9 protein-coding genes are annotated in these 13,915 nt (G+C 73.1%); 2 read left to right on the top strand and 7 right to left on the bottom strand.

From position 1 onward, the window contains the following. Window positions 1-39 precede the first annotated feature (39 nt). Window positions 40-612 (bottom strand): TetR/AcrR family transcriptional regulator, encoded by a 573-nt coding sequence (locus D0D28_RS33975; RefSeq protein ID WP_240323463.1) that lies wholly within the window; start codon window positions 610-612, stop codon window positions 40-42. 367 nt (window positions 613-979) lie between these two features. Further along, window positions 980-1,462, bottom strand: coding sequence for a GNAT family N-acetyltransferase (locus tag D0D28_RS33965; protein ID WP_240323462.1), 483 nt, complete (start codon window positions 1,460-1,462; stop codon window positions 980-982). Window positions 1,463-1,523: 61 nt separating this feature from the next. Here D0D28_RS33965 and D0D28_RS33960 point away from each other — a divergent pair, with 61 nt between their 5' ends. Continuing rightward, entirely contained in the window at window positions 1,524-2,951 is a 1,428-nt protein-coding gene (locus tag D0D28_RS33960) for a bifunctional phosphatase PAP2/diacylglycerol kinase family protein (RefSeq protein ID WP_116115258.1), read from the top strand. Between the two features lie 1,025 nt (window positions 2,952-3,976). On the opposite strand, the gene D0D28_RS33955 is transcribed toward D0D28_RS33960, so the two are convergent. From D0D28_RS33955 to D0D28_RS33945, 3 genes are all read right to left on the bottom strand, one after another. Then, window positions 3,977-4,447: an SRPBCC family protein gene (locus tag D0D28_RS33955; RefSeq protein WP_116115256.1), complete on the bottom strand. Its 471-nt coding sequence runs from the start codon at window positions 4,445-4,447 to the stop codon at window positions 3,977-3,979. Window positions 4,448-4,507: 60 nt separating this feature from the next. Beyond that, window positions 4,508-4,906, bottom strand: coding sequence for an ESX secretion-associated protein EspG (locus D0D28_RS33950; protein WP_240323461.1), 399 nt, complete (start codon window positions 4,904-4,906; stop codon window positions 4,508-4,510). A gap of 1,139 nt (window positions 4,907-6,045) precedes the next feature. Then, window positions 6,046-8,442: a tetratricopeptide repeat protein gene (locus D0D28_RS33945; protein WP_116115254.1), complete on the bottom strand. Its 2,397-nt coding sequence runs from the start codon at window positions 8,440-8,442 to the stop codon at window positions 6,046-6,048. Between the two features lie 86 nt (window positions 8,443-8,528). Between D0D28_RS33945 and D0D28_RS33940 the strand changes: the two genes are divergently transcribed. Next, a complete protein-coding gene (locus tag D0D28_RS33940; RefSeq protein WP_205413440.1) occupies window positions 8,529-9,218 on the top strand; it encodes a helix-turn-helix transcriptional regulator in 690 nt (229 codons plus the stop codon). Between the two features lie 130 nt (window positions 9,219-9,348). Here the strand turns inward: D0D28_RS33940 and D0D28_RS33935 are convergent, their stop codons facing one another. Next, a complete protein-coding gene (locus tag D0D28_RS33935; RefSeq protein WP_116115252.1) occupies window positions 9,349-12,609 on the bottom strand; it encodes a BTAD domain-containing putative transcriptional regulator in 3,261 nt (1,086 codons plus the stop codon). Between the two features lie 932 nt (window positions 12,610-13,541). After that, window positions 13,542-13,915, bottom strand: a 374-nt coding sequence (locus D0D28_RS36425) for a hypothetical protein (protein WP_205413439.1), incomplete at its 5' end; no start/stop codon positions are given.

The raw sequence follows: 13,915 nt of genomic DNA, 5'->3' as shown, positions 1-13,915 counted from the left end.
CCCCAGACCCCAACTTCGCCACCACACCCGCCCCCGTTTTCAAGCCCGCGCCGCGTCCAGCACCGGCCCCAGCTCCGCCACCACCGCATCCAGCGGCGCCACATCCTCCTGCGCCCGCGCCATCACGATCGCCCCTTCGAGCGCACTGATCATCACCAGCGCGAGCGACCGGCACCGCTCCTCCGGGACCCCCATCTCCCGCAGGCTCTCCTCGATCGGCCGCAGCCACGTCTCGAACCCCGCGCACACGGCCTGCCGCAGATTTTCGTTGCCCGCCACGACATCCGCCGTCGTGGCGACGAACGGGCATCCCGCCGCGAACCGCTCGTCGCGGAACTGGTCCCGCCACTGCGCCACCATCCCGGCGAACAACCCGGCCGGCGTCGGCGCGGCTTCGGCGTAGCGTTTGACCCGCCGCGCCGCGAACTCCCCCGACCACGCGAGCGCCTCACGCACCAGCTGGTCCTTGCCGCCCGGGAAGTAGTGCTGCAAGGACCCCCGAGGCGCCGACGCGTGCTCGACCACCTCCCGCATACCGGTCCCGCTCACCCCCTGCGTCCGGATCAGCTGCGCCGCGCTGTAGACCATCCGCTCCCGCGGCCCCCGCGTCACGCCACCATCTCCGCCACGAACCAGACCGTCCGACCGGGCAGCCTTGTCAGCCCACGCCGCGTCGCACCGCGACCACGGCCCCTCAGACCGCGCCACCCCAGCAGCCGCCCATCACCGACCAGGCCATCCACCCCTGCCAGCCCACTCACCGTCACGCCGCGCCACCCGATCAACCCACGCACGCTCGGACCACCACCCACCAAGCCGCGCAGCCCGATCATCCCGCTCACCGTCACGCCGCCACCTCCGTCACCGAGGCCATCCGGCCACGCCACCCCATCAGCCCACGCACCGTGCATCCCGCCACCAAGCCATTCCGGCCGCGTCACCCCGCCAGCCCATTCACCACCACGCCGTCCACCCACCGTCAGACCACCCCCGGCATCGTCAGCTCGTACCGGTACTCCCCGCGATCAACCCCGCGCACCAACCGGAAACCCTGCCCCCGCAGCAAAGCCTTCGCCGCCGCGTTGTCCGCCTGCGTCACCGCCCGCACCGTCCACCCCGCCCACCGCCCCGACGCCCGCAACCACGCGGCCAGGCCGGTCCCGATGCCACGCCGCTGCCACGGGTCCGCGACCATGATGCCCAGCTCCGCCACCCCCGGCTCACCTGCCACCAGGTTCAGCAGCCCCGCGGCCGCCCCTCCGCTGAACGCGACCAGCGCGACCCCGTGCGGCGGGCCCGCGAGGAGGTAGCGCCGGTACCGGTCGAGGATGTCCCGCGGCTCCGGCTGCCCTGGCATGAAGAACCGGTTCCGCAAAGTCCCCGCGGAGCAGGCCAGGACGAGGTCGGCGACGTCCGCGATACACGTCCCGTCCAGCTCCCGGAGCGTTATGACACCTGACATAAGTCCGGTCTACTCCTCGCCGGCCCCGGAGACAAGCCCCGGGCGCGCATAGACTGCGGGCATGCGGCGATGGGTGTCCCGGGTGGACCGGCAGGTGTTCGCCCGGGTGGCGGCGACCGATTCCGTGCTCTTGGACCGGGTACTGCCCCGCCTGGGCCGCGCGGCCAACTACGGCGGCCTGTGGTGGGCGGTCAGCGGCACGCTCGCCGCGACGCGCAACCGCCGCGCCCGCCGCGCCGCCCTGCGCGGGATGCTCGCCCTCGGCATCGCCAGCGCGACGGCCAACGGCCTGAGCAAACGCGTCATCGGCCGGACCCGCCCGTCGACGGTCGCCATCCCGCCGGTCCGCCAGCTGCGGCGCACGCCCTGGACGACGTCGTTCCCGTCCGGGCACTCCGCTTCCGCGGCCGCCTTCGCCGCCGGCGCCGCGCTGGAGTGGCCCGCGCTCGCCGCGCCGGTCGGCGCTCTCGCCGCCGGCGTCGCGACCTCCCGCGTCGTCACCGGCGCCCACTACCCGTCCGACGTGCTCGCCGGGGTCGGCCTCGGCCTGACCGCCGGCCTGGTCACGCTGTCCTGGTGGCCGCGCACCCCGTCCGACCCGTCGGAGGCGCAACCCTGCCCGGCGCCCGCGCTGCCGACCGGCGACGGGCTGGTCCTGGTGGCCAACGCCGCCGCGGGCAGCGCGGGAGCGACGGTGCTGGACCGGATCGCCGCCGAGCTGCCGCAGGCGAAGATCGTCGAACCGGCCGACGGCGAGGACCTGACCGAGGCGCTCACCGAGGCCGCCCGGACCTGCCGCGTCCTGGGCGTCGCGGGCGGGGACGGCACGATCGTCGTCGCCGCGCGCGTCGCTGCCGCGCACAACGTGCCGCTCCTCGTCGTCCCGGCGGGCACCCTCAACCACTTCGCCCGCGATCTCGGTGTGGAGACCCCGGACGACGCGATCACCGCGTTGCGGACCGGTTCCGCCGTGCGGATCGACCTGGGCATCGCAGACGACCAGGTCTTCGTCAACACCTGCAGCACCGGGCTCTACACCGATCTCGTCCGCTACCGGGAGAGGTGGGAGAAGCGGATCGGGAAGTGGCCGGCGGTGCTGGTCGGGCTGGTGCACGTGCTGCGCCGGGCGAAGCCGCAGGAGCTGATCGTCAACGGCGAGCGGCGCCGCGTGTGGATGATCTTCGCGGGCAACGGCGCGTACCGCCCGCGCGGGTTCGCGCCGACCTACCGGCCCAGCCTGCACGACGGGCTGCTCGACATACGCACGGTGTACGCGGAACGTCCACTCGCGCGCACGCGGGTGGTGCTGGCCGTGCTCACCGGGACGCTGCGGTGGTGCCCGCCCTACCAGGACCGGCCGGCCGCGGCGCAGCTGAGGATCAGCGCGCCCAGCGGCCGCCTGCGCCTGGCCGTCGACGGGGAGCTGATCCAGGTCCAGCCGGACATCACGCTGCGCAAGAGCCGGGGCGCGCTGGTCGTCTACCGCTGAGCGGACCACTCCAGCGTCTGCGGCGCAGTGGCTCAGCCACTTAGCCAGAACCTGCCGGGCGGCGCAATACTCAGCCCACTCGGTCCCCGTGGCTCACCGTTTCGGTGCATGGCTCCAGCGGCCCAACCAGCCATCCAGAAGCCCGTACGCTCGCCGGGATTGGTCAAGTGGCTCAGCCACTCATAGACCCCTCCGAACCTTCCAGACGAGTGGCTCAGCCACTCGGCCAATGCCTGCCCCGCCACGCAGGACTCAGCCGCTTGCGGCGAACTCCCGGAGCCTTCCGGACCGGTGGCTCAGCCACTTTCCAATGCCTGCCCCGCCACGCAGGACTCAGCCGCTTGCGGCAAACTCCCGGAGCCTTCCGGACCGATGGCTCAGCCACTCGTCCAATGCCTGCCCCGCCACGCAGGACTCAGCCGCTTGCGGCAAACTCCCGGAGCCTTCCGGACCGATGGCTCAGCCACTCGTCCAATGCCTGCCCCGCCACGCAGGACTCAGCCGCTTGCGGCAAACTCCCGGAGCCTTCCGGACCGATGGCTCAGCCACTCGTCCAATGCCTGCCCCGCCACGCAGGACTCAGCCGCTTGCGGCAAACTCCCGGAGCCTTCCGGACCGGTGGCTCAGCCACTCGTCCAATGCCTGCCCCGCCACGCAGGACTCAGCCGCTTGCGGCAAACTCCCGGAGCCTTCCGGACCGGTGGCTCAGCCACTTTCCCAATGCCTGCCGCGCAACCCAGTGGCTCAGCCAATCCACGGAACCCTGTCCGGCAGCAGTTCCGGAGCCCAGCGGCCCAGGCACTCCCCACTGCCGCTCAACCCTGATGCCAGCCAAGCGGTCCAGCCACTCGTCCAGTAAGCGAATTCGCCAGCCGCTATACGACTGCCTCAAGTGGCTCAGCCACTCACCCAGCGACCCGGCCGAAACCAGCGGAGTGGGCCAGAGTTTCCAGCGCCAACCGGCTTGCATGGTCGCGAGCGCACGGGCATCGTGCACGGGGAAGGCGTCTTTCCCCGGCAGGACGTCAGCGATGTTCGGCGCGAGCCTTCAGTCGCTGGAGGGTGGCGGCGATGTTGGCGCGGTTCTTGTCCTCGCGCTGCCACACACCCGTGACGAGCGAACTGGGCGCACGAAACCAACCGGGCCGCTTGTCCCACGTGCTCTCGACGACCACGCAGCCATCAGCCGAGGGTTCGATGTCGTACTGCCACCGGGACACCGGAATTCCCAGGGACCGCACCTCGAAGGCGAACCGCTTTCCCTCGTCGGCGTCGGTGATCGTGCTGACGGTGCTCCACAACCGCACCCCGCGGCGGTTGATCCCGCGGAACCGCGCGCCGACCCGGGCACCGGTCACCCCGGCGAGCCAGCGGAACCCGCTGTACTCCTCGGCCAGCTCCGCGAGCACACCCGGATCGCTGACCAGGTCGTACACCCGCCCCGGCTCGGCGCCGATCTCGATCCGGCCCGTGGCACTGGGCCCTGCGTGCGCCATGGACACCTCGCAACACCGCGGACAGTTACATACCTACAGTATGTATCTTGGCGGTGTCCGTCAACAGTGCGGTCCCGCGTTCGGCCAGGGAGGTGCCGAACCAGGTGACCACAGTGGACGATCGTATCCCGGTGTTTGTTCCGATCTGCCCGCTGCGGGAACGGGTTCCGGCCAGTGCGTCCACAGCGAACGGGTGGCCCGGGGCGCCGGGATTCCGGGCGGGAACACCGAGACGATCGCCGAAACGAGCGCGGACGGCGGGATCTCGGTCAGCCAGATCTCACCACCGGCGAGGAGGGCCGGCACTCCGGTGCGGCCAGCGGCTACGGCGAGGGCCCGGACCGGGTGACCGATGTGCCCCGCGGCGTCGACACACCTCCGGACCGGCCAGCAGAGACAGCGGCGCCTCCAGCCGGGAGTCGAGGCGTCGCCCCCGAGGCGAGACCGCGTTCCGCACACGAGCCGTACACCTCATCGGTGAGCCGGGCGCGTTCGGCCGGGGTGCGGCCGGTGCTCGGCACCCGCGGCGGTTAGAGCATGGGCGGCAGCTGGAGGTCGCCCCGCGGCAGGTCGAACGGCGCGGACAGGACGAAGTCGGGTCTTCGGCGGGCCACACCGGTCACGCAGCGGGGACCCGGCCGCCTGCGCCGGGCCCCGCCTCGCCGAACCGGACGGTGAACGCGCCGCCACCGCTGCCCGGGCTCCCGGCACCGCCGAAACCGGCGGTGCCGGGGCACAACGAGGCAGAACCGCCGGAACCCGGGATCGCCGGGCCGGTGGTTCGCGTGCCGGGCGGCCGGGGCGAGTTCACCGCACCCGGCCGATGGGTGGCGCCGCCCGCGGACCGCTGATCACGGGCGCGGACGGAACCGGCGGATCGCTCCGCCGGAAGTCGAGGTTTCCCGGACCGGAGGCTGTGCCCGGACGTTCGGCGGTCTCAGGTCGCCGGCTGCTTCGAACAGGCCCTCGGCTCCGTGGGCGAACAGGCGCTCCAGGGTCTCCTCCAGGTCGAGCGACGGTGGCTCGGCGAGGGTTCCGTCGCCCGCTGCGATGCAGCACCCACGAAGCCTTGCCCCGGCACGACCCGGCGACCGCGGCGGTCGTGCGGTTCACCACGCGCAACGTTTCGTGGAGTTCGCGATAGCTGCGCGCAGGCCAATTCTGCGCGTCCTGCTCGCCCACGTCCGCGCTCCCGTGCTGCTCGTTCCTGCCCAGATCACGCTCAGTGAAACCCGGCGGCGGCCGCGACGCCAGCGGGCCCGCTCCGGCATGCCCTATCGGTCGGTCAACCGTGCCCGCCCGGCTCGAAAACCGGCAGCGGGACAGACCCGTGGACTCTCACTGGCGCACCCGCCGCCCGAGCTGTGCGGCCCGCGATCGATGCAGCCCTGCCCGCAGGACAAACCAGCCCAGGCGACCCACGCGGCAGTGAAACACGGCCTCAGTGGCTCACCAGCCGCCTCAGTTGCGAGGCCCGCGGACGGGCCGTCGCAGCAACGACCATCCCACCCAACCAACCCGGCAGCGATCCACGGCCCTCAGCGGCTGACCGCCCGCCCGAGCTGCGGCGCACCGCCGAGAAAGGCCGGCCCCAGCGGTCACCCCTCCAGCAAGCGCTTCCCCAGTTCGGCCGCTGCCTCGGTGTCCAGGGTCTCGCACAGCGTAAGCGCCTCGCGGCGGTGTTCCTCTGCCCACGCGCGCCGTCCGGTCGCCTCCAGCACCTGCGCCAGCTCCGCCAGCGCCTGCGCCCGCTGCCACCGCGTGAGCACGTCCGTGAAAACCCCCAACGCCGCCTGCAAACAGTCCTCCGCCAGCCCGAGCCGCCCGGCCTCCCGCCACGCCGTGCCCTCCTGCACGGCGCATTCCGCGCCCGGCACGGCGAAACCGCCCTTCTCGAACAGGGTCCGGGCGGTCCGGAACGCCTCCGCGCCGCCCGGCCAGTCCCCCGTCTCGGTGAGCGCACGGCCCATCAGCTGGAACGTCAGCGCCCGGAAGAACCGGTACGTGAACGGGTTCGCGTCCTCCCGGTGACGATCGGTGTCGGCGAGCACCTCGCGGTGCACCAGCAGCGCCTCCCCCGGACGACCGACCGCGCACAACACCCTCCCGAGCACGTTCCGGATCGAGCCCTGCCCCAACCAGAAATCCATGTCCGCCAAGCCGACCGCGCGCTCGACGTGGTCCAGCGCCTCCGCCGGCCGCCCCAGCCGCAACAGCACCGAACCGAGGTACCCGAGCGCCCACGTCTGCTCGCGCCGGTCACCGATCTCCGTCGCGATCTCCAGCGCCTCCTGGTGCGCGGCGCGGCCACCCTCGTTGTCGCCCAGGCAGTAGTACCGCGCCCAGCCGAGGAAGTTGAGCAGCACCGCCTCATCGGCACGGCTGCCCAGCGCCCGCGCGGCCTCCACGCCGAGCGCGAACACCTCGTCCCACGGCAGCTGCTGGATCCGGCCGTCGGAGAACCAGTGCAGCGCCCGGGCCAGGTCCACCACCTGCCCGTACTTGCCGTGCGTCAGCGCGACCCGTTGCGCGGCGAGCCAGTTCGCGGCCTCCGCGTCGAGCCAGGCGCCGGCCTCCTCGCGCGTGGCGAACCGGCTCGCCTCCACCGAATCGCGCAGCGCGTCCGGGTAGAACAGGCGCCCGGCCTCGATCCCGGCGTCCAGCAGGTGGTCCAGCACCGCGCACATCGCGGCCGACGTCTCGCCGGCGTCCTCCTCGGCCGCCAGCCGCTCCCGCGCGAACGGGCGGATCAGGTCGTGGAACGTGTAACGGCCGGGCACGCTCCCGGCCTGCAGGAGGTTCGCGTCGACCAGTTCGTCGATGTGGGCGCGCACGTCCGGCGTCGCCATGCCCGTGGCGACGGCCGCCAGGTCGGCGCCGAAATCCGGCCCCGGGATCACCGCGAGGCGGCGGAACACCAACCGCGCGGCCGGGGACAGCCGCCGGTGCGACATTTCGAACGCCGACCGCACCCGCAGATCCCCGGCCGACAACGCGGCCAGCCGCGTGTTCTCGTCGCGCAGCTGGTCGACCAGGTAGGCGATCGTCCAGTGTGGACGGCTCGCCAGCCGGTTGCCCGCGATCCGCACCGCCAGCGGCAGGTTCCCGCACAGCCCGGCCAGTTCCGCGGCCGCCTCCGGCTCGGCGCGGACCCGGTCCGGCCCGGCGATCGCCGCGACGAGCGCCGACGCGTCCGCGGTCTCCAGCGGCCGCAACCACAACCAGCGCGCCGACTCCAGCCCGGCCAGGGCACGCCGGCAGGTGATGAGCGTCAGGCAGCCGGTGGCGGCCGCGAGCAGCGGGCGGACCTGGGCCTCGTCGGCCGCGTTGTCCAGCAGCACCAGCACACGGCGGCCGGCCAGCAGCGAACGGAACAGCGCGGACTGCTCGGCGACCGTGGCCGGGATCTCCGCCGCCGGCACGTGCAGGCCGCGCAGCAGGACGTCCAGCGCCGCGCGCGGGGTGACCGGCTGGTCGTCCATGCCCCGCAGGTCGACCGACAGGAAGCCGTCCGGGAACTCGCCGGCCAGCAGGTGCGCGGCCGTGCGGGCCAGCGCGGTCTTGCCCACGCCCGGATGCCCGACCAGCGACACGACCACCCCGCTCGGGATGGTGAGCGCGTCGGCGGCGGCGCAGCGCAGCGTGTCCAGCTCGTGCTCGCGGCCCACCAGGTCCGGCACCGCGGCCGGCGGCAGGCCCGCGAACGGCGCCGGTGGTCTGGACCTGCGGCGGCGGCCGTCGCGGGCGGCGGCCAGGAAGTCCTCGCGGGTGCCGCCGATCAGCCCGAGCGCGTCGGCGAGGGCCTCGGTCGAGCGGCGCTGCGCGGCGCGGGCCCGGCCGCGTTCCAGGTCGGACAGGGCGCGGACGCTGACACCCGAGGCCTGGGCCAGATCGGCCTGCGTGAGCCGGGCCGAGCGGCGATGGCGTAGCAGCAGCTCACCGAAGGTCGGATCCTCCCCCGGTGACCCTGGATCCAGTGTCTCGCTCACCGCCACCCATTAAACCGGCAGAACTTCAGGAGCCGAAAACCTGCCGGTGCTTCCGCCTGGTTCCCCCTGTATCGGTACGGTTAGGTGGCCCTATGCCGTTCAGCCCCGCGACGCGGGAGATCCCCGGCGGCCGGCCCGCCGCCCGCCTGCACGCCGTTCCGGCTGCCGACCGCGCCGTGGTCCGGGTCGCGGTGCTGGCCGACGACGTGTTCCTGCGTGCCGGCCTGCTCAGTGAGATCCAGGGCAAACCGGGCATCCACGTGGTCGCCGGGCCGCCCGCGTCGGCGGACGTGCTGGTCGCGATGACCGGGTCGGCGGCGGACCTGCCGGACCTGGTGGCCGGCGCCCCCACCAACGCGCGGCTGGTGCTGATCACCGGCACGCCCCGCCCGGCGGAACTGTGGACCGCGATCGAGAACGGCCTGGTGGTGCTGATCCCGCGCGCGGAGCTGACGACGACCCGGCTGCTGCGCGCGATCGCCGACGCGCACCAGGGGCAGCGGGACCTGCCCGCCGAGCAGCTGGGCCAGGTGCTGCACGGGCTGGCCCGCCTGCAGCGCGAGGTGCTGTCGCCGCGGGAGCTGATGCTGAACGGGTTGTCGCGCCGGGAAACCGAGGTGCTGCGCCGGCTCGCCGACGGCCAGGACACGGCGGAGATCGCCGCGGAAATGTCCTATTCGGAGCGCACGGTGAAGAACATCCTGCACAGCCTCACCAGCCGGCTGGGGTTGCGCAACCGCACGCACGCGGTGTCCTACGCGCTGCGCAACGGGCTAATCTGAGCGGGCGCCGGACGTCCGGAGTGGACGGTGCCGGATCCGGCCGTTGAGTGGCGGACACGCCGAGGCGAGGCGGCGCCTCGGCGTGTCCGCTGGTCCCGGGGCGGGCGATGGCCGTCCCGGGAGTTCGGAGTCAGGCCACGGACGTGACGGGCCAGCAATTTCCGGTGAAGTCGCGCAGCTCGGCCGCTTCCGGCGTGCCCAGTTCGTCGAACAGGGCGTAGGCGCGGCGCCAGTAGTCCTGCGCCAGCCCGGCCCGCGCGGCGCACCGGTGCAGTTCCGCCAGCTCGTTGAGCGCCCGCGCCTGCTGGTACCGCTCGCCGCGGTTGATCGCGGCGCGCAGGCCGGCCTCGATCAGGTCAGCGGCGGTGAGCAGGTCGCCGATGTCGCGGTGCACGCCGCCGAAGTCGACGAGCACCTCGCTCTCCGTCGCCGGGCCGCTGACCGTGCGGACGATCCGCAGCGCCTCGTTGAGGTTGCCGAGCGCGTCGTCGAACCGGCCGGTCCGGCGGTAGGTGTTGCCGAGCCGGTGCCGCGCGTAGGCGATCCGCGGCTCCAGGCCGTGCGCCTCGGCGAGGTCGGCGGCCTCCTTCAAGTGCTCGATCGCCTCGCGGTGCCGGCCCAGCCGACGCCACGCGTCACCGAGGTCGGCCAGCGCGCCGCTTTCGGCGTCCGGGTCGCCGGCCTGCCGGGACAGCACCAGCGCGTGCCGGTACTGGTCGACGGCCTCGTCGAGCCGGCCGAGCGTGGCCAGCGTGGCGCCGAGGTTGGCCGCGACAGCGCTTTCCAGCCACGGGTCCCCGGCGCAGCGCGGCCCGGCCGTGCGGAACAGCCGCAGCGCCTCGGGGAACTCGCCGACGCGGTGGCAGAGCACGCCCAGCGCGGTCAGCGACGTGGCTTCCAGTTCCCGCTCGCCGTTCTCGCCGTGCAGGTCGATCGCGCGCAGGAACTGCTCGCGCGCGTCGGCGGCGCGGCCGTGGTGCAGGTAGGCGGCCGCGAGGTCGGAGCGGGTGTGGGCCTCGCCGACGCTGTCCTGCGCGGCGGTCGCGGCCGCCAGCGCCGCCTCGTGCGTGTGCACCCAGTCGTGGTCGTGGCTGTAGCCGTAGAGGTACAGGTACGCGCGCAGGCACCGGGTCAGCTGCCAGGCGTGTGTCGGCCAGCCCTGCTCGGCGGCCAGGCTCACCGCGGCGATCAGGCACGGCCGCTCGGCCTCCAGCCACCGTTTCGCCGCCTCGCGGTCGGGCAGCACGGGGCCGTGCGCGGGCGCGGCGCCGGTGAGCGGGAGGTGTTTGGCCGGGTAGATCAGGTGCGTGGCGCGGGCCGCGGTGTGCAGGTAGAAGTCGAGCACGCGGGTGATCGCGGCGCGCCGCGCGGGCTCCGGCTCGTGGTCGCGGGCGAGACCGCGCGCGTACTCGGCGAGCAGGTTGTGCAGCCGGTACCGGTCGCGCGTGACGACGGTGACCAGGTTCTCGTCCACGAGGCGGTCGAGCAGCCACCTGGCCCGCGCCGGAGCCAGCCCGGCCAGCGCGCCGACCGATTCGGGCGTGAAGTCCGCGCCGGGGTGCAGGCCCAGCAGGCGGAACAGACGCTGTTCGTCGGCCGCCAAGGCCTGGTAGGACAGTTCGAACACGGCACGCAGGCGGCGGCTGCCCGCGGCCAGTTCGTCGATGCGGTCGCCGGTTTCGGCCAGCCGGGCGGCCAGGTCGGCGACCGTCCACGTGGGACGGGACTGCAGGCGCCGGGCCGCGAGCGCGACGGCCATCGGCAGCCACCCGCACAGCTCGCCGACGCGCCGCGCCGCTTCGGGTTCGGGTTCCACCCGCTTGGCGCCGACGACCCGGACGAGCAGTTCGCGGGCCTCGGCCGGGGTGAAGACGTCCAGCGGCAGGGTGCGGGCGCCGTCGAGGGCGAGCGCGCGGCGGCTGGTGACCAGGACGAGGTTGGTCGGGCCGGCCGGGAGCAGGGGTAGGATCTGGTCCTCGCTGGCCGCGTTGTCCAGCAGCACCAGCACGTCGCGGCCGTAGACGCGGTCGCGGTAGAGGGAGGCGCGCTCGTCGAGGCTGGGCGGGATCTGGTCGCCGGGCACGCCGAGCAGGCGCAGGAACGAGGCGAGCACCGCCGCCGGGTCGGCGGGCGGCTGGTCGGAGTGGCCGCGCAGGTCGACGTAGAGCTGGCAGTCGCCGTAGCGGCCCTCGGCGAGCAGCTGGTGCGCGACGTGCACCGCGAGGCGGGTCTTGCCGACGCCGGCCATGCCCTCGATGAGCGCGATGCCGACCGCGGTGCCGCCGTCGATCGCGCGGAGGCCGTCCCGCAGGGTGGTCAGTTCGGCCTCGCGACCGCTGAAGTCGGCGGTGTCCAGCGGCAGCTGCCGGTGGGCGCTGACCGGGGCGAACTCCGGGCGCGCGACCTCCTGGCGCAGCACGCGCTGGTAGGCGGTGGCCAGCTCGGGGCCGGGGTCGGCGCCGAGTTCGGTGGCGAGGCGGCGGCGCAGGGTGTCGAACACGTCGAGCGCGGCGGCCTGCTGACCGCTGCCGGCGAGGGCGATCATGAGGCGTGCGTGGACGGCCTCGTGGAGCGGGTCGGCCTCGGCGACGCGCTGGAGCAGCGGCAGGACCTCCTGGTAGCGGCCGAGGTCGGAGGCGGCGCCGGCGTACTCGACGACGACGGCCCGGTACTCCCGCACGAGCGCGACGACGATCGGGTGGGATTCCAGCGCGCTCAGGCCTTCCAGTGGTTCGCCGCGCCAGAGGCCCACGGCTTCGGCGAACAGGCCGCACGCTTCGGTGAGTTCGCCGTCTTCGCGGACGTGCCGGGCGCGGGCGACGAGCTGGCGGAACAGGAGCAGGTCGTGCTGGCCCTCGGCGACCTTGAGCTGGTAGCCGCCGCGGGCGGAGACGATGAAACCGTTTTCCGGGTCGGCCTGGAGGCGGCGGCGCAGGCGGGAGATGCGGGACTGGAGGAGGTCGACGGTGCCGCTGTCGGGCTTGTCGCCCCAGACGGCCTCGACGAGCGCGTCCCGGCCGACGGGGGTGTTCGGGGAGAGCGCGAGGAGGGCGAGGAGGGTGCGCTGGGTCTCCGAGCCGGGGTCGACGAGTTCACCCTCCGCGATGACCCGCAGCGGCCCGAGGACTTCGACGCGCAGGCCGGGGTTGGTGGCCTGTTCGCTGCCGGCCTCGCGGAGCAGTTCGCCCAGCTCCACCCGGGACAGGCCGAGCACGTCGCCCAGCTTGCGCAGGGTGGAGACGCGCGGGCGGGTGACACGGCCCTGCTCGACGTCACGAAGGCCGGCCACGCTCAGCCCGGCCAGGTCGGCGACCTCGCGCTGGGTGAGACCCGCGCGCCGGCGGAAGCCCTGGACCAGGGCACCCAAGCGGCTCCGCGAACCGTCGCTCATTCGTTCACCGCCCCCGATCTTCGTCGTTCGCAGCCTGGGACGCACTGGTGCGCCCGGCCGTTCCCGCGTTACTCCGACAGAGTTACAAACCCCGCTTCGAAAACGCTTCGAAGGGGTGTTCGGGTTGCGTTGGTTGCCTGAAGTTCATGCGGGTGTTGCCTGGTGGGTTCGGTGGGTGAGGGGCGGTTGCGGAGGGTGATGATGGGTGCGGGTGGGTTGTTCGGGAGGTGATGAACGGTCCGTTCATTACTTCCCGGCACGGCTGGGCCCCTCGGTGGTGGACGAGAGCGCCACTCGCGCGGCGATGAATGGTCCGTTCATCGCTTCCCGCGCGACTGGCCCCCTCGATGGCCCACGAAAGCGCCACTCGCACGGCGATGAATGGTCCATTCATCGCTTCCCGCCACCACTGGACCACTCGCCGGCCGACGAGAGCGCCACTCGCACGGCGATGAACGGACCATTCATCGCTTCCCGCGCGACTGGCCCCCTCGATGGCTTACGAGACGGCCGGTCGCGCCGCGATGAACGGACCCTTCATGGCTTCCCACCGCGATTGGACCACTCACGGGCCGACGAGAGCGCCATTCGCGCAGTGATGAACGGTCCGTTCATTACTTCCCACCACCACTGGACCACTCGCCGGCCGACGACAGCGCCACTCACGTGGCTATGAATGGACCATTCATCCCTTCCCGGCGCGACTGGCCCCCTCGATGGCCGACGAGAGAGCCACTCGCACGGCGATGAACGGACCATTCATCGCTTCCCGCCACCACTAGACCACTCGCCGGCCCACGAGAGCGCCAGTCGCGCGGCGATGAATGGTCCGTTCATCTCTTCCCGCCACTGAACCGGCCGCTTGCAGGCGGACGAGACTGCCGCTCGGCCCCTCACGAAATGTGCTATTCGCGCGGGCATGAATGGTCCGTTCACTCACCGCCGGGGCAGCTAGGAGCGCTGCTCGGAGGTAGCGTCGTCGAGCGCATCCTCAGGTGGCCCACCACCGCGCGCCCCACCGACGACCGCCGCGCCCTCACGCGCCCCACCGCCGGACGGCGCGCCACCACTAGATGAAGCCCCACCACCGGACGGCGCCCCGCCACCAGATGAAGCCCCACCACCGGACGGCGCCCCGCCACCAGATGAAGCCCCACCACCGGACGGCGCCCCGCCACCAGACGAAGCCCCACCTGACGAAGCCACACCACCTGACGAAGCCCCACGACCGGACGGCGCCCCGCCACCAGATGAAGCCCCACCACCGGACGAAGCCCCACCACCAGATGAAGCCCCACCACCGGAC

It is taken from the genome of Amycolatopsis ruanii, from assembly GCF_003385175.1.
GTDB lineage: Bacteria > Actinomycetota > Actinomycetes > Mycobacteriales > Pseudonocardiaceae > Amycolatopsis_E > Amycolatopsis_E thermalba.
The sequence above is the reverse complement of the archived record's forward strand: the minus strand, read 5'-3'. Positions and strand labels throughout refer to the sequence as shown.